This window comes from Enterococcus malodoratus (assembly GCF_027659535.1).
In the GTDB taxonomy this organism is placed as follows: Bacteria; Bacillota; Bacilli; order Lactobacillales; family Enterococcaceae; genus Enterococcus_A; species Enterococcus_A malodoratus.
In genome coordinates, this window is record NZ_JAQDPG010000002.1 from 213,404 (window position 1) to 228,739 (window position 15,336).

The following is a 15,336-nucleotide window of genomic DNA, read 5'->3' on the forward strand; positions in this document are numbered from 1 at the left end:
GTATAGGCAAGATGTACTTATAAAAGGTAAGTGATATGCTATACTCTCTCTATCGAGGTGAGAATTATGGAACAAGTAGAAGTAATGGACTTTTCGCTCTGTCCAAAATTTGAGAAAGGATTTCAAATTTTAGGCAAAAAATGGAACGGTTTAATTATTGATGTATTGTTAGAAGGCGGACCTCAAAGATTTGTCGATATTGCTGCGATGATTCCAGATGTCAGCGATCGAGTTTTAACGGAGCGGCTAAAAGAATTAGAAGCAGAAGGTATTGTTGGTCGTGTGATTGCTTGCGGCAGCCAAAAACGGATGGATTATTGTCTGACGAATAAAGGCGAAGCTTTGAAAAATGTGATGAACGAGATCCACCAGTGGGGCGATACTTGGATCACAGATGCAGAATGTAGTTGATAATTTTTTTGATTTCTTGTAGTATTGGGATAGTCAATTGAATAGTTCAAAAAGCGTTGATAGAAAAGAGTAATCTTTTTAGATCTTAAAGGGAATGTCTGTCGTTGACTGGAAACAGACTAAGATAGGAAAAGATGAAGTTCACTTCTGGAGCTTGTCGAAAGACCGGCAAAGCCGTTAAAAAAGCGAGAGCGCCAATTTGATTGGCGAATTAGGATGGTAACGCGAGACCTCGTTCCTTTATGGAACGAGGTCTTTTTGTCGTTTTTTATTGTTTCAAGCAGGGTAGAAAAATGACAAGCGTACGAGAAAATTATTCACTACTTTTGAGCTGGTTGTGAATTTTAAGTCACATTTACATAGAGTTAGTGAAATCCTATGTAAATTGAAAGCATCCTAAGAACAAAAAATTCGATAGATCTTCCATTAGAAGTTTCTATCTTTTTAAAGCAATAGGGAAAGGAAGAAAACAATGAGTTTACAAGAGCAACTAGAAGAATTAAAAAGTCAGACGTTAGCAAAAATCGACGCAGCGGATGAATTGTCTACCGTTGAAACGATACGTGTAGAAACTTTGGGAAAAAAAGGACCAATCACAGAAGTATTACGCGGGATGCGCGATCTTTCAGCCGAAGAGCGTCCGAAAGTAGGTGCGTTTGCTAACGAGATTCGCGATCTTTTGACGAAGGCGGTCGAGGAACGCAAGGCAGCGCTAGCGGAATTAGCTCTGGAAAAACAACTAGCAGCGGAGTCTTTAGACGTAACATTACCCGGTAAAAAAGTCTCACACGGTACACGTCACGTGTTGACCCAAATTATGGAAGAAATCGAAGATACCTTTGTAGGTATGGGTTATCAAATTGTAGAAGGAACCGAAATTGAATCGGATCATTATAATTTTGAACGGATGAATTTGCCTAAAGATCATCCTGCTCGTGATATGCAAGATACCTTTTATATTTCTGATGATGTATTATTACGCACACATACATCGCCCGTTCAAGCCCGTACTATGGAGAAACACGATTTCTCAAAAGGTGCACTAAGAATGATCTCACCAGGGAAAGTATTCCGCCGTGATACAGACGATGCGACTCACAGTCATCAATTCCACCAAATCGAAGGATTAGTCGTGGATAAGGGAATTACGATGGGAGATTTGAAAGGAACCTTAGAGGTATTGCTGAAGGAACTTTTCGGAGCAGATCGTAAAATTCGTTTACGCCCAAGTTATTTCCCGTTTACTGAACCATCAGTAGAAGTTGATGTCAGTTGTTTTAAGTGTGGCGGCAAAGGCTGTAATGTCTGCAAACACACTGGCTGGATTGAAATACTTGGCGCCGGCATGGTTCATCCTGATGTACTAGAAATGTCAGGGATTGATCCAAAAGAATATTCTGGCTTTGCTTTTGGCTTAGGTCCAGATCGGATCGCCATGTTACGATATGGCGTTAATGATATTCGGAATTTCTATTTAAACGATGTTCGTTTCTTGGAACAATTCAAGGGGGAGTAAGAAGCAATGTTAGTTTCATATAAATGGTTAAATGAATATGTCGATGTAAAAGATGTCGCACCGAAAGACTTAGCGGATCGTCTTTCATTGACAGGGATCGAAGTTGAAGGGTTGGAATCACCAGAAGACGGTTTAAAAAAAATCGTTGTCGGTGATGTAAAAGAATGTATTCCACATCCTGACTCCGACCATCTGTCGATTTGTCAGGTAGACGTCGGTGAAGAAGAATTGTCTCAGATTGTTTGCGGAGCACCGAATATTAAAGCGGGCGTTAAGGTAATTGTTGCATTGCCTGGTTCTCGGATAGCCGGCAATGTAAAAATTAAAAAAGGTAAAATGCGTGGTCAAGTTTCGAACGGAATGATTTGTTCATTGCAAGAGCTTGGATACAGCGACTCAGTGATTCCAAAAGAATATTCTGAAGGAATTTACTATTTGCCAGAGGATGCCGTTGCAGGCGAACCTGTTTTTCAATATTTGGAAATGGATGATACGATCATTGATCTATCGATCACACCTAACCGAGCTGATGCATTAAGCATTCGCGGTGTTGCTCATGAAGTAGCAGCGATCTATAATAAAAAGGTTAATTTTCCGGCTGTTGAATTGAAAGAAGCAGATGAAAAAGCCAGTGACAAAATTACTGTATCTGTGACTGATGAAAATGATGCGCCGCATTATGAAATTCGAATCATCGAAAACGTTAAAATCGGACCAAGCCCACAATGGCTGCAAAATCGTTTAATGAACGAAGGTATTCGTCCAATCGGCAATGTAGTGGATGTAACGAACTACATTTTACTATTGTTTGGACAACCACTGCATGCGTTTGACTATGACAAATTAGGCAGCAAAGAAATCATGGTTCGTCGAGCTAAAGAAAACGAACCATTCACAACTTTAGATAGCGTTGAACGAACATTAAATCCTGAAAATATCGTGATCACGAATGGCGATATTCCTGTTGCACTAGCTGGTATTATGGGTGGATTGGATTCAGAAATTTCTGATGAAACGACAACAGTTGCTTTGGAAATGGCGATGTTTGATCATACATTGGTTCGTCGCACTTCGCAAAGCTACAACTTGCGAAGCGAAGCATCTATGCGTTTTGAAAAAGGTATAAATCAAGGGGATATCAGTTTAGCTGGTGAAGTGGCCGCTGCGATGATCGCGGAACTAGCTGATGGTAAAGTTTTACAAGGTGCGGTCAAAGGTAGCGAAGTACAACCTAAAAATATTGAAGTAAGTACGACTCTTGAAAATGTCAATCGTTTCTTAGGAACGGACTTATCACAAGAACAAATCAACGATATCTTCAAAGCACTTGGGTTTGCTTCAGAGGTCAGGGACGGTGTAACTACAGCTAGTGTACCGCCACGTCGTTGGGACATTACGATTGAAGCTGATTTGATGGAAGAAATCGCACGAATTTATGGCTACAATAACCTGCCTTCAACGTTACCGGAGGGGCAAACAGTTGCTGGATTTTTAACTGAAGCTCAAAAGGCGACAAGAAAAGTACGGAATCTTTTAGAGGGTGCCGGTTTATCAGAAGCTATTAGTTACGCACTAACAACAGAAGCGAAAGCACAACAATTTCTATTAAATGAAAGCAAGGTGACACGCGTCGCATGGCCGATGAGTGAGGATCGCTCAACGATGCGATTGAATCTAATCAGCGGTCTGTTAGAAGATTTATCTTATAACGTCGCCCGTAAAAATAATGATGTAGCGTTCTATGAAATTGGCCACGTCTTTTATCAAAACAATGATCCTAAAAAGGATTTGCCAATTGAACAGAATCATTTAGCAATCGCTGTGACAGGAAATGTTGTCGACAAATCTTGGGCAGGAAAAGCCAAAGCATGCGATTACTATACGATCAAAGGAATGGTCGAAGAGTTGATCGAAGGGTTAGGATTGACGGAGTCAATTTCTTATCAAGCGCTGCAAATGCCTGAAATGCATCCAGGACAAACGGCTGGTATTTATCTTGGAGAGGAACGAATCGGGTTTGTTGGTCAAGTACATCCGAAAATGGCAGGAAATTACGAATTGAAATCAGCTTATGTTGCTGAATTGAACTTAGAGGCATTAATTGGATCAGAAAAGGCACCGTTAGTATTTGAGGCTGTTTCAAAATATCCTGCGGTTAGTCGCGATATCGCCATGTTGGTAAACGAATCTAGTACTAATTCGGATATTACTGAGATAATTTCCGCAGCTGCTGGAAAATTCTTGACTAAGTTGCAAGTTTTTGATGTATACCAAGGCGCAAACATCGAGACGGGCAAGAAATCGATGGCCTACACTTTAACTTTTGTAAATCCTGAAGCGACTTTGACTGATGAAGAGATCAATCGTATTATGGATAAAGTTACTAAGAAGTTAGAAGAAAAATTAGAAGCGGTTATCCGCTAAATTATAAATGCCCCTCAAAAGATTTCTTTTGAGGGGCATTTTAATGCTTGGATTATTTAACTTGCTTGAACGTCACTTGTTGTAATAACATCGACACCAGTATCCAGAAGGTTTTTGATGGCAATGTCACCGATTTTTACCGGTGCCTTCAATTGAACGTTATTTATTTCCTTCATTGCCTCCAATACAGCAGCTTTTGGAATACCATCAGATGTTTTAACGGAACAGAGATGTTCATTGCCGGCATTAACGATAACCGTAGATGTCACGACTCGTACAGGGTTAGTAGCCTCCGCTTTGCCATATTTCACACCTTTGTTGCAGCTATGACCGCTCACTTGAAAATCATTATTCTCATCGACCGTTAAATGACAACCTTTTGGGCACATGATGCAGATAAATTTTTTCATGATTTTGCTACCTCCTCGACACAAATTTCCAACTCTCCATTCGTGACTTTATCCAAAACCTTTTTTGAGAGCTTCATTTTTTCCATTTCTCCAGGGACGATGTAGCTTTTTTTTTGTTTCGCTAAAACTTCTCCTTTGGATTTGATCAGTATCTGACTGTCATCAAAGACCTTATTGACCCGGAAAAAAAGCTCAGTTCGGCGATCGATATTATCAGCACGAATTTTTTGGGGAACAACATACGTAACGTGATCACCATTTTTGATAGTGAGATATTGGGTAGATTCTTTTTCTTGTTCTAAAATATAGGTGGCGGCCGAAGTACCGGCTTTTATGCTTTCAGCAGTTACAAAGTCTACTAAATCATGAACGTGGACAACGTTGCCGCAAGCAAAAATCCCCGGAACGGATGTCTCCATATTTTCATAAACAAATGGGCCGTTAGTTTTTGAATCCAAATCAAGATGAGCATCACGACTTAATTCGTTTTCCGGAATCAATCCAACGGATAACAAAATCGTATCACAATCAAACGTTTGCTCTGTACCAGAAATTGGCTGCCGTTTCTCATCAACTTTTGAAACAACAACTTGTTCCACTCGGTTTTTTCCGCGAATTTCGGTGATTGTATGAGATAAAAGAAGAGGGATGGCATAATCATCCAAACATTGAACAATATTTCGAGTTAGTCCGCCGGAATAGGGCATAACCTCGATGCACGCCAGAACATCAGCACCTTCAAGGGTCATTCTGCGGGCCATTATCAAACCAATATCACCTGATCCTAGAATTATTACCTTTTTCCCAACTATATAACCTTCCATGTTAACATATCTTTGCGCAGTACCAGCAGTAAAGACCCCGGCTGGGCGGCTGCCAGCAATACCAATAGCTCCGCGAGTCCTTTCACGACACCCCATAGCAAATACTAATGCCTTGGCTGTTAGTATCTGGTAACCTTGTTCTTTATTAACAATGTGTACTTCTTTATTTTCAGTTACCTCTAAGACCATCGTATCAAGTAAAACCTCAATATTCGCCTCCTGTACCATATTGATAAATCGAGCCGCATATTCAGGTCCAGTCAATTCTTCTTTAAAATAGTGCAGACCAAAACCGTTGTGAATACATTGATTCAAAATTCCGCCAAGTTTTTGATCACGTTCAATGATCAGAATATCTGTGATGCCTTTTTCATGCGCCGCTACAGCCGCTGCTAAGCCAGCCGGACCGCCACCAATTACGATTAATTCATGCATATCAACGACCTCCTTTTGTCGTGCCGACTAAAATACTACTGCCTGCACAATCTTGCAAAATATCTAATGGAGATTTATGCAGCTCCTCCGCCAAGATTTCGACGACTCTTGGCCCACAAAAACCTCCCTGACATCGTCCCATTCCGGCGTTACACCTGCGTTTGATCCCATCAACAGAAACGGGTGGAACAGGGGAGTGAGCCGCCGCTCGAATTTCTCCTTCAGTAATCGTTTCACAACGGCAAATAACTCTGCCATAGTTTTTATCGCTAGAAATCACTTCATTTTTTTCGTCAATACTAAGCTCATCAAAGACGATTTTATCCCGGGAATCAACATAGTTATTTTTTAATGAAAATTTTCTGTTAACTGACTTTTCCAACATTTCAATGCCATACAAGGCGATCGCTGGGGCAGAGGTGAGCCCAGGTGATTTTATCCCCGCTAGATCGATAAATCCAGGAGCTGCCTCCTGCAGGACGAAATCGCCAGTGCTGTTATTAGCTCGAACACCAGAGAAATTTCGAATTGATTGGCGTAAATTGAGCTCTGGGAGAGACTTTTTCGCCAGATCTGCAACGGCTTTTAAGCCCAGCGCAGTATTTCCGGTATCTTTACCGCTGTCTAGTTCATCTCGTAAAACTGCTTCTGAATTAGGTCCTACGACTAAATTTCCGTGGACAGTCGGACTGATTAAAACGCCTTTTCCAACACTCGAAGGACACTGGAAGATGACATGATTCACAACGTCTCCCTCTGATTTATCTAAAAGGTAGTATTCGCCGCGTTTGGGCGTAATTTCAAAATTGGGCTCGGCAATCAGGTTGTGAATATCGTCCGAATGAACCCCGGCGGCATTGAAGATATATTTTGTCTGATGGGTGGTTTGATTTGTCGTGACTAGATAACCATTTTCTGTCTTCTGAATTTTATTCACCCGATTATTTAGAGCAATTTCCACATCATTTCTCACGGCAGTTTCTGCTAAAGCAAGGCAAAATTCCCATGGATTTACGATTGCTGCTGTTGGAGCATGCAGGGCACCTAGACTTTTCTTCGAAAGATTAGGCTCCATTTGATGAAGCGCATTTTGATCTAATAACGCTAAATCTTTTACACCATTTTTCACACCACGCTCATAAAGAACTTGAATTAAGTCAAGCTCTTCAGATGAAAAAGCAACGACAAGGGAACCAATCTGATCATAGTGAACGGACAGTTTTTGACAAAGTTCTTTTGCACGTTCTGCGCCTTCAACGTTGAGTTTGGCCATCAGACTGCCAGGTTCAGGGTCAAACCCTGCGTGTAAGATGGCACTGTTCGCCCTAGTAGCACCGAGACTAACGTCATTTTCAGCCTCTACGACTAGGGTCTTTAGTTGATATTTGCTTAGTTCATAGGCAGTAGCGGAACCAACAATTCCGCAACCGATTACAATTACATCATACATGAACAATTCCTCCCGTTTTTCTAAATGCTGACTCCCTTAGTGTTTGCAATTGAACGCAGCAAAAAAAGAGTACAGTTAACAGACGCCAATGTTTGTTGACGTTTGTCGCTATACTCTTTTTATCTCTAGCCGATATTTAATTACCTGTATTATAACACCTTTATGAAAGTGCAACAATCTCTAAATTGACCAAATCGAACTTTCTGTCGTTGACACAGCAAGACTCCCAGCACCTAAAGCGCCCATGATGTCTTCTTTGTCACGGATCAGACCGCCGACGATCAGTGGTCTTTTAGAATGATGGACCAGTTCTTTGATAATTTTTGGCGAGACGCTAGGAAGAACCTCGACTAAATCAGCCTCTGTATATTTTAGTTGGCGGTTGACATTTTCTAAAGCGGAAGAATCCAAAAGAAAGAAACGTTGGATTGCTAGCAAGCCATGTTTTTTTGCATGGCGAATAATTGCTGGCTTGGTGGAAATGATTCCGTCAAAAGTAGTAGATTGTTTAATAAAATCAACGGCCATTTCATCTGACGATAACCCCTTAACCAAATCGATATGCAAAATTGCTGCTTTGTTACTTGATCTGATTTTTTTAGATAGCTCTGCAAGTTCCATCAGATGTGATTGGAGCACAAAGATGACTTCACTTTCCGATTTTATGGCGGCATCGAGCTCTGCTTCGTTTTTTGACGCAGCGATTACCGGAGAGAGTTCCAATTTCTTATATAGTTCATGAGTATTCATTCATCATTACTCCTTATGCGTTTTCATGTTCATTCTAACATGTTAAAAATGGAAGATGAAGAACTGTCTCTAACAATTGAGTATAAAAACAAAATAATAATAAAAAGAACCTAAGTATACGAAATTTTTGTCGCATCTCGTATGCTTAGGGTCTTTTTTGATATTCTAATAGGAACGTTCTAGTAGTTGCGTAGCCACTTTTTTGAGAATCTCCTTACTTTTTCCTTCAGGTAATTCTTGTATTTCAGTCAAAGCCTTCTGCGTTAAATTCTCTGCAAACTTCAGTGCACCAGCAATTCCCCCAAATTTATCAACATAGAGTGCTAATTGAATTAATTCTTGCTGAGATAAAGTTTCAGGTTTTTCTAGGTAAGGTCGAATAATTACTGGTTGCTCATCGCGTGCAATCAGTAAAGGCAGAGTGAAAATTCCTTGTTGTACATCAGTTAGGATTGGCTTTTGTTCATTTCCCAGTTCTAAAGAGAAATTCAAAATATCATCATATACTTGAAAAGCTAATCCGATGGCAGAACCGATTCGTTTTGCCCGGGATTGCAATTTCTCATCTGCTCCACCAAAATAGGCTCCTTCATGACAACTGAGTCGAATCAATTCCGCTGTTTTACCATTAATGTTTCGCAGATAGTCCTTGATTGTCTGATCAGGATTAAAGGTACCGGCCATTTGAGTTAGTTCACCTTGTAAGACTTTTTTCATTGACTGTGCATTTTTTAATAGGAAAGGGGTTTGGCTCATGCATTCTGCTAATAGTTCAAAATAGCTAGTATACATAAAATCTCCTGTGTAAACCGCGACGTCTTTACCAAAACGAGATTGGATTGAGGGCATACCACGTCTGGTAGGAGAATCGTCAATGATATCATCATGAACCAATGTAGCCGAATGCAGCAATTCAAGAGAAGCTGCGATTTTTACCAGTTGTTCTTGATCTTTTTTATTCCCAAAATCAGCAAAAAGAAAAAAGAGTGCCGGACGAATCATTTTTCCTCCTGTGGAAGAAAATTTTGTGATGGCCTCTTCAATCGATTTATTATTAATAACAAGTCTTTGTGAGATCAATTTCTTAACTTGAATTAGATTTTCTTGAATTTTTGGGTATTCATTCCAATAGTCTAACATAGGTGCTCCTTCTAACAATGTTTTCAATCTTATTCTATCCTATGACTATCAGAAAAACTACCAGAATGCTCGAATGATGAAATGGAGAAGTTTACACAGAAAAGGCAAGCAGATCTTTTGAACAAAAGGATTAAAAATAGCATAATGAATACGAAAAAGAAAATTGAGAAAGTTGGGTGAGATGAATTTAACCGTTTTCTTGGAGCTCGTGGAATTTAAAGCGAAAACCGCGAGTGTCCTGCCTTTTTTTATTGGGATTTGTTTTAGCCTGTATAATTTTCACAAACTTCATTTAGGTTTAGTCCTGTTGTACTTTATCGCGATGTTCATTTTCAATATGGCGGTAGATATTTTAGACAATTACAACGACTACCACCATGCGACGGAAATTCACGACTATCGAGAGAAAACCAATATCATTGGACGAGAGAACTTGGATTTGAAACTAGTTTTTCAAATGATGATGGGAATGATCATTGTTTCGGCATTGATCGGAATCGGTTTGTCTTTCGTAGTCGGGTGGCCTTTTTTATTGATGGGGTTATTTTGCTATGGTGTGGGAATTTTTTATTCATCTGGTCCAAAGCCATTATCTAGTCTTCCGTTGGGAGAAGTTTTTTCAGGATTAACAATGGGGTTTATGATTACATGTTTGTGTGTGTATTTGAATACGTATGAAGTTTTCCAATGGAGCTTTACTAATATAAGTGAAATTTTTTTGATCTCATTACCGAATACGTTATGGATCGCAAACTTGATGCTGGCGAACAATATTTGTGACTTAGAAGAAGACGAAAAGAATAATCGCTTTACATTGGTACATTATTTAGGAAAGCAGCGAGCAATTCGCTTATTTGTAGGGATGAACCTTGTCGCTTTCTTGGCAATCTTACTTTCGGTAGTCATCGGAATCGCTCCATGGTCAATGCTGGGGACGATTTTTGCGGTACCGTATATCTACAAACAAATTCAGATGTTTCTTACCAAACAAGTTAAACGAGAAACGTTTATTTGTGCGGTAAGAATCTTAGCAGTAGGGGCTGCCGTACAAGTGATCAGTTTTGCATTGGTGTTTCTATTTTAACGGATATCCGTTTCGTATTTTTGTAAAACACCAGTATTTATTTAGCAATATAATTGACGAGTTTTAATTTTTGATTTAAAAAAATCAATTATATAGTTACAAACTAGGAGGAATATAAAATGAAAGAAATCGTAATTTTAGGCGCAGGTTACGCAGGTTTGCGGGCTCTGCATGTATTACAAAAATCAGGGGCAGATATTCATATTACTTTAGTGGATCGTAATGATTATCACTATGAGTCTACTAGTTTGCACGAGGTTGCTGCTGGAACACAACCAGATGAAAAAATTTGTTATGACATTAAGGATGTCGTAAATCCGAAGAAAACTACGTTTATCAAGGATACGGTAGATAAGATTGATGCCGACCAAAAGGAAGTTTATTTGGAAAATCAAACACTTAAGTATGATTATTTGATCGTAGCATTAGGGTTTCAGTCAGAGTCATTTGGTATACCGGGTGTAAAAGAAAACTCATTAGAGATGGTAGATGTGAAGACGGCCGACCAAGTGCACAAACACATTATTGAACAAATGAAGCAATATAAAGAAACTAAGAATGAGGAATATTTGCGTATCGTTGTCTGCGGCGCTGGTTTTACAGGAATCGAGCTTGTAGGCGCGCTTGTTGAAGGAAGTAAGTCATTCGCAAATATCGCCGGCGTAAAACCTGAAGATATCCAAATTTATTGTGTTGAGGCTGTAGACAAAATTTTACCGATGTTCAGCGATAAACTCGGTCAATATTGTATCAAGTATTTGAACAAATGGGATGTCAAATTATTAACGGGCAAGCCAATTAAAAAAGTAGAACCAGGAGCAGTCATTTATCAAAATTCAAAAGATGATGAAAATGATTTAGTCGCACTCAAAGCAAAAACGATTGTTTGGACTACAGGTGTTAGTGGGAGCCAAGTGATCGGCGATTCTGGTTTTGAAGAACGTCGCGGACGCGTAATGGTGAAACCTAACTTGACTGACCCAAATCACGATGATGTTTACTTGTTAGGAGATGTTTCTGCAGTAATGGACCCTTCTAGCAATCGACCTTATCCAACAACCGCACAAATTGCATTGAAGATGGGATCTTATGCCGGTAAGGATATCTTGGATCAAATCAAGGGACAACCAAGCAAGGTATTTTCATTCAAGTCGCTTGGATCAGTTGCCTCAATCGGTAATACTCACGCGTTTGGTTTAGTAGGTAAAACAGAGGTAACGGCTTATCCAGCTTCATTTATCAAAAAAGCCATTATGGACCGCTCATTATTCGAAACGGGTGGGGTCAAAGAAGTGATGTCGAAAGGTCGCTTTGACTTCTACCATTAAGTCGAAACAGTCAAAAATTGACAATAAAGAAAAGCACTCGAAATTACTCGAGTGCTTTTTTGTTAATTAAAATAATTGATTCCCATTGATTGTTTTACTTCCGCCAAAGTCTCAGCGGCAGCAGCTTGAGCATTTTCGCTGCCTTCTTTCAACATTTGCATAATTGCCTCTGGATTCTTTGCATATTCCTCACGGCGAGCACGAATCGGTCCAAATGTTGCTTCCAATACTTCGATCAAATAACGCTTAATTTTTACATCCCCGAGTCCGCCATGGCGATAATGTTCCTTTAACTCAGCGATCTTTTCTTTATCTGTACCAAAAACATCTAGGTAAGTGAAAACCATATTTCCTTCAACTTGACCTGGATCTTCCACGTGAATGTGATTTGGATCAGTATACATGCTCATGACTTTCTTCGCCAAAACATCAGCAGAATCGGCTAGATAAATTCCGTTACCTAGTGATTTACTCATTTTTCCGTTGCCATCAATTCCAGGCAGACGGCCTTGTCCTTTTTCAGGAAAAACGCCTTTTGGCTCTACAAGTACTTCACCATAAGTATGGTTAAAACTTTGCACGATTTCTTGTGTTTGCTCCAGCATGGGTTTTTGATCTTCTCCCACAGGGACAAGATTTGCTTTGAATGCTGTAATGTCTGAGGCTTGAGAGACAGGGTAGATAAAGAACCCAGCAGGGACACTTTCACCAAATTTTTTCTGTTCAATTTCAGACTTCACTGTTGGGTTGCGACGAACGCGCCCCACACTAACTAGATTCAAATAGTACATGGTTAACTCAGCCAGTTCAGGAATCTGTGATTGGATAAAGAGAGTAGAACGTTTTGGATCCAAGCCAACAGCTAGGTAATCCAAAGCAACTTGTAGAACATTTGATGAAACCTTTTCCGGATTTTTTGCATTATCAGTCAGCGCCTGCATATCGGCAATCATAATAAACAATTTATTTTCAGGATCTTCCTGCATCAGAACGCGATTTTTCAAAGAGCCAACATAGTGCCCTAAATGTAACTGTCCAGTTGGACGATCACCAGTCAAAATGATATTTTTCATTAACTCACCTTTTCGTAAAAATTCTTTCAATAGTCTCTTCAAATACTACCTTTTTTTTTCAAACCTGACAACTCTTATCACCATTTTTATCGAATGAACAAACAACTTTGATGTTAAAAAATATCACATGCAAATAGAAGTTGTTGAAATATTTTTTTCTAACCATGAGTTTTTTTCTTTACAAAGTAAAAAAACTTAGCTTATAATTAGACTCACATTGGAAAAATTAGAAAACTCTAAGGGAAAATGAGGTGGTTAAACATGTCAATGATTGAATTCAAGCATGTGGAAAAATACTATGGGAAGTTTCATGCTTTGAAAAATATTAACTTGACCTTTGAAAAAGGCGAAGTCGTTGTGGTGATCGGACCATCTGGGTCAGGGAAAAGCACGATGCTACGCTGTATCAACGGACTTGAAGACATTTCTTCTGGCGAACTACTTGTAAATGAGAAGAATTTACATAGTAAAGAAGTTAAGCTAAAAGATATTCGAAAAAATATTGGAATGGTCTTTCAGCATTTTAATCTTTATCCAAACAAGACAGCGTTAGAAAATATCACGTTAGCTCCAATCAAGGTCTTAAAGCAGTCTTCGCAAGAAGCGACAAAGACAGCAGAGAAATTATTAGACCGAGTGGACATGTTGGACAAGAAGGATTCTCATCCTTCGATGTTATCTGGTGGACAGCAACAACGGATTGCCATCGCCCGTGGCTTAGCGATGAATCCTGAATTGCTGCTTTTTGATGAGCCCACGTCTGCACTTGATCCCGAAATGATTGGCGATGTTTTAAATGTCATGAAAAAAATTGCTCGTGATGGAATGTCGATGATTGTAGTAACACACGAGATGGGGTTTGCTAAAGAAGTTGCAGATCGAATCATCTTTATGGCGGATGGTGAGGTATTAGAAGATACACGAGATATTAAAGGGTTCTTTGAAAAGCCGCAAGATGAACGAGCACAACAATTTGTCAGCAAAGTAATCAATCATTAGGAGGCGGCTTATGTCAAAGATAAAAAAATTAGTCTCCTTTCTGTTCATTCCGCTGATGATCATGGTGGTCCTTTCAGGATGTAAAGGAGAAAGTGTTGCAAATGAAAATATTGCGAAACGAATCGAAAAAGAACCTACTATTACTTGGGGTGTGAAGTACGATACACGTTTATTTGGCATGATGGATATCAAAACCCGCAAGGTTGAAGGCTTTGATATAGATATTGCAAAAGCAATTACGAAAGAGATTCTTGGTAAAGATGGAAAAGCAGATTTCGTCGAAGTGACTTCAAAGACGCGTATTCCGCTGCTAAAAAACGGGAATATTGATGCAATTATTGCGACGATGACGATTACTGAAGATCGGAAAAAACAAGTCGATTTTTCTGATATCTATTTTGATGCAGGGCAGTCTTTATTAGTTAAGAAGGGAAGTCATATCAAGGATATCAAAGATTTGACTTCTGAAGATACAGTCCTGGCTGTTAAGGGATCGACCTCGACCATTAATATTCGTAAACATGCTCCTGACGCAAAAATTCTTGAACTGGAGAATTACGCGGAAGCATTCACGGCTTTGCAATCTGGTCAAGGTCAAGCAATGACGACCGATAATGCAATCCTCTTGGGAATGGCTTCGGAAAATGATGAGTATGAGTTAACTGGCGGTACCTTCACAAATGAGCCCTACGGAATTGCTATCAACAAAGGACAAGAAGACTTCTTGAAAGAAGTAAATACTGCGCTACATAAAATGCATGATAATGGAACCTATAATAAAATTTTTGAAAAATGGTTCCCTAAAGATGCAGATGGTCGAGCGAAGAAAGGGGCGCAGTTCTAATGGCACAATTATTTCAAACCTATTCGGCTGATTTTGTTAACGGCTTTAAGTTTACAATCTATGCAAGTTTATTAGCGTTAATTTTCAGTTTAATCATTGGAACATTAATGGCAATTTTACAATTGTCTCATAATCGAATTATTCGCAGCCTATCAAAGGCATACGTTGCCTTCTTTCGAAATATTCCGTTACTAATTATAGTAATGTTCTTTTATGTTATCGCACCAATGTATTTTTACAGCTTTGATGGTTTTCAAGCAGGAACTATAGGCTTAACAATTTATACTTCGGCGTTTATCGCAGAGACTGTTCGCTCAGGAATTCAAACAGTACCAAAAGGACAAATGGAAGCAGGGCTTTCTTCTGGTTTTTCTTATGCAGAGACACTGCGTTTCATTGTATTGCCCCAAGCCTTCAAAATTGTTGTGCCACCATTGGGTAATCAATTTATCAACTTGATTAAAAATTCTTCGATCTTAGCGATGGTTGCGGGTTTAGACCTGATGTATCAAGGTGATTTGATTGCTAGTAATACATTTAATACATTTGATACGTATATTATTGTCGGCTTGTTCTATTTGATTTTAACGCTGCCTTTGTCTTATCTGATGAATTATTTAGATAAACATTGGTCAAAGGCCTAGAAAG

General features: G+C 39.3%; 14 protein-coding genes and 1 other annotated feature. Of the genes, 8 read left to right on the forward strand and 6 right to left on the reverse strand.

All coding sequences use genetic code 11. The annotated features are described in order from the left end of the window. Positions 1-66: 66 nt before the first annotated feature. The 3 genes from PGP85_RS04405 (at position 67) to pheT (ending at position 4,351) form a co-directional block, all read left to right on the forward strand. Positions 67-411 (forward strand): winged helix-turn-helix transcriptional regulator, encoded by a 345-nt coding sequence (locus PGP85_RS04405; protein WP_010739256.1) that lies wholly within the window; start codon positions 67-69, stop codon positions 409-411. Between the two features lie 47 nt (positions 412-458). Continuing rightward, positions 459-654 (forward strand) — a binding site (T-box leader). 229 nt (positions 655-883) lie between these two features. After that, positions 884-1,927 carry a phenylalanine--tRNA ligase subunit alpha gene (gene pheS / locus PGP85_RS04410; protein WP_010739255.1) on the forward strand — a complete coding sequence of 348 codons (1,044 nt, stop codon included), beginning with the start codon at positions 884-886 and terminating at the stop codon, positions 1,925-1,927. A 6-nt stretch (positions 1,928-1,933) separates the two neighbouring features. After that, complete coding sequence (gene pheT / locus PGP85_RS04415; RefSeq protein ID WP_270326328.1) at positions 1,934-4,351, forward strand: phenylalanine--tRNA ligase subunit beta; 2,418 nt, start codon at positions 1,934-1,936, stop codon at positions 4,349-4,351. Positions 4,352-4,407: 56 nt separating this feature from the next. On the opposite strand, the gene PGP85_RS04420 is transcribed toward pheT, so the two are convergent. The 5 genes from PGP85_RS04420 to PGP85_RS04440 form a co-directional block, all read right to left on the reverse strand. Then, complete coding sequence (locus PGP85_RS04420; RefSeq protein ID WP_010739253.1) at positions 4,408-4,761, reverse strand: DUF1667 domain-containing protein; 354 nt, start codon at positions 4,759-4,761, stop codon at positions 4,408-4,410. Continuing rightward, the gene (locus PGP85_RS04425) at positions 4,758-6,020 is read right to left on the reverse strand and encodes an NAD(P)/FAD-dependent oxidoreductase (RefSeq protein WP_010739252.1); all 1,263 of its coding nucleotides are present in this window, start codon (positions 6,018-6,020) and stop codon (positions 4,758-4,760) included. The genes PGP85_RS04420 and PGP85_RS04425 overlap by 4 nt, the downstream gene beginning before the upstream one ends. Before the next feature lies 1 nt (position 6,021). Next, positions 6,022-7,470 carry an NAD(P)/FAD-dependent oxidoreductase gene (locus tag PGP85_RS04430; protein ID WP_270326330.1) on the reverse strand — a complete coding sequence of 483 codons (1,449 nt, stop codon included), beginning with the start codon at positions 7,468-7,470 and terminating at the stop codon, positions 6,022-6,024. 180 nt (positions 7,471-7,650) lie between these two features. Then, the gene (locus PGP85_RS04435; RefSeq protein WP_010739250.1) at positions 7,651-8,220 is read right to left on the reverse strand and encodes a glycerol-3-phosphate responsive antiterminator; all 570 of its coding nucleotides are present in this window, start codon (positions 8,218-8,220) and stop codon (positions 7,651-7,653) included. A 165-nt stretch (positions 8,221-8,385) separates the two neighbouring features. Further along, positions 8,386-9,360 carry a polyprenyl synthetase family protein gene (locus PGP85_RS04440; protein ID WP_010739249.1) on the reverse strand — a complete coding sequence of 325 codons (975 nt, stop codon included), beginning with the start codon at positions 9,358-9,360 and terminating at the stop codon, positions 8,386-8,388. 181 nt (positions 9,361-9,541) lie between these two features. Here PGP85_RS04440 and PGP85_RS04445 point away from each other — a divergent pair, with 181 nt between their 5' ends. Together PGP85_RS04445 and PGP85_RS04450 are read left to right on the forward strand one after the other, a co-directional pair. After that, entirely contained in the window at positions 9,542-10,444 is a 903-nt protein-coding gene (locus PGP85_RS04445) for a prenyltransferase (protein WP_270326331.1), read from the forward strand. A 119-nt stretch (positions 10,445-10,563) separates the two neighbouring features. After that, the gene (locus tag PGP85_RS04450) at positions 10,564-11,772 is read left to right on the forward strand and encodes an NAD(P)/FAD-dependent oxidoreductase (protein WP_010739247.1); all 1,209 of its coding nucleotides are present in this window, start codon (positions 10,564-10,566) and stop codon (positions 11,770-11,772) included. 62 nt (positions 11,773-11,834) lie between these two features. On the opposite strand, the gene trpS is transcribed toward PGP85_RS04450, so the two are convergent. Then, on the reverse strand, positions 11,835-12,845 hold the full coding sequence (gene trpS / locus PGP85_RS04455; RefSeq protein ID WP_010739246.1) for a tryptophan--tRNA ligase: 1,011 nt from the start codon (positions 12,843-12,845) through the stop codon (positions 11,835-11,837). A 261-nt stretch (positions 12,846-13,106) separates the two neighbouring features. Between trpS and PGP85_RS04460 the strand changes: the two genes are divergently transcribed. Genes PGP85_RS04460 through PGP85_RS04470 form a run of 3 tightly spaced genes read left to right on the forward strand, consistent with a single transcriptional unit; the run spans position 13,107 to position 15,332 of the window. Next, positions 13,107-13,844 carry an amino acid ABC transporter ATP-binding protein gene (locus tag PGP85_RS04460; protein ID WP_010739245.1) on the forward strand — a complete coding sequence of 246 codons (738 nt, stop codon included), beginning with the start codon at positions 13,107-13,109 and terminating at the stop codon, positions 13,842-13,844. Between the two features lie 10 nt (positions 13,845-13,854). Beyond that, entirely contained in the window at positions 13,855-14,688 is an 834-nt protein-coding gene (locus PGP85_RS04465) for a transporter substrate-binding domain-containing protein (protein ID WP_010739244.1), read from the forward strand. Further along, positions 14,688-15,332, forward strand: coding sequence for an amino acid ABC transporter permease (locus tag PGP85_RS04470; RefSeq protein WP_010739243.1), 645 nt, complete (start codon positions 14,688-14,690; stop codon positions 15,330-15,332). The genes PGP85_RS04465 and PGP85_RS04470 overlap by 1 nt, the downstream gene beginning before the upstream one ends. Positions 15,333-15,336 lie beyond the last annotated feature (4 nt).

Bases quoted from the DNA above. Each gene is read 5' to 3' on its own strand.
- PGP85_RS04450 (WP_010739247.1), top strand. From the start codon at position 10,564: ATGAAAGAAATCGTAATTTTAGGCGCAGGTTACGCAGGTTTGCGGGCT.
- pheT (WP_270326328.1), top strand. From the start codon at position 1,934: ATGTTAGTTTCATATAAATGGTTAAATGAATATGTCGATGTAAAAGAT.
- trpS (WP_010739246.1), bottom strand. From the start codon at position 12,845: ATGAAAAATATCATTTTGACTGGTGATCGTCCAACTGGACAGTTACAT.
- PGP85_RS04430 (WP_270326330.1), bottom strand. From the start codon at position 7,470: ATGTATGATGTAATTGTAATCGGTTGCGGAATTGTTGGTTCCGCTACT.
- PGP85_RS04420 (WP_010739253.1), bottom strand. From the start codon at position 4,761: ATGAAAAAATTTATCTGCATCATGTGCCCAAAAGGTTGTCATTTAACG.
- PGP85_RS04465 (WP_010739244.1), top strand. From the start codon at position 13,855: ATGTCAAAGATAAAAAAATTAGTCTCCTTTCTGTTCATTCCGCTGATG.
- PGP85_RS04435 (WP_010739250.1), bottom strand. From the start codon at position 8,220: ATGAATACTCATGAACTATATAAGAAATTGGAACTCTCTCCGGTAATC.
- PGP85_RS04425 (WP_010739252.1), bottom strand. From the start codon at position 6,020: ATGCATGAATTAATCGTAATTGGTGGCGGTCCGGCTGGCTTAGCAGCG.
- PGP85_RS04460 (WP_010739245.1), top strand. From the start codon at position 13,107: ATGTCAATGATTGAATTCAAGCATGTGGAAAAATACTATGGGAAGTTT.
- PGP85_RS04445 (WP_270326331.1), top strand. From the start codon at position 9,542: ATGAATTTAACCGTTTTCTTGGAGCTCGTGGAATTTAAAGCGAAAACC.
- PGP85_RS04440 (WP_010739249.1), bottom strand. From the start codon at position 9,360: ATGTTAGACTATTGGAATGAATACCCAAAAATTCAAGAAAATCTAATT.
- PGP85_RS04405 (WP_010739256.1), top strand. From the start codon at position 67: ATGGAACAAGTAGAAGTAATGGACTTTTCGCTCTGTCCAAAATTTGAG.
- PGP85_RS04470 (WP_010739243.1), top strand. From the start codon at position 14,688: ATGGCACAATTATTTCAAACCTATTCGGCTGATTTTGTTAACGGCTTT.
- pheS (WP_010739255.1), top strand. From the start codon at position 884: ATGAGTTTACAAGAGCAACTAGAAGAATTAAAAAGTCAGACGTTAGCA.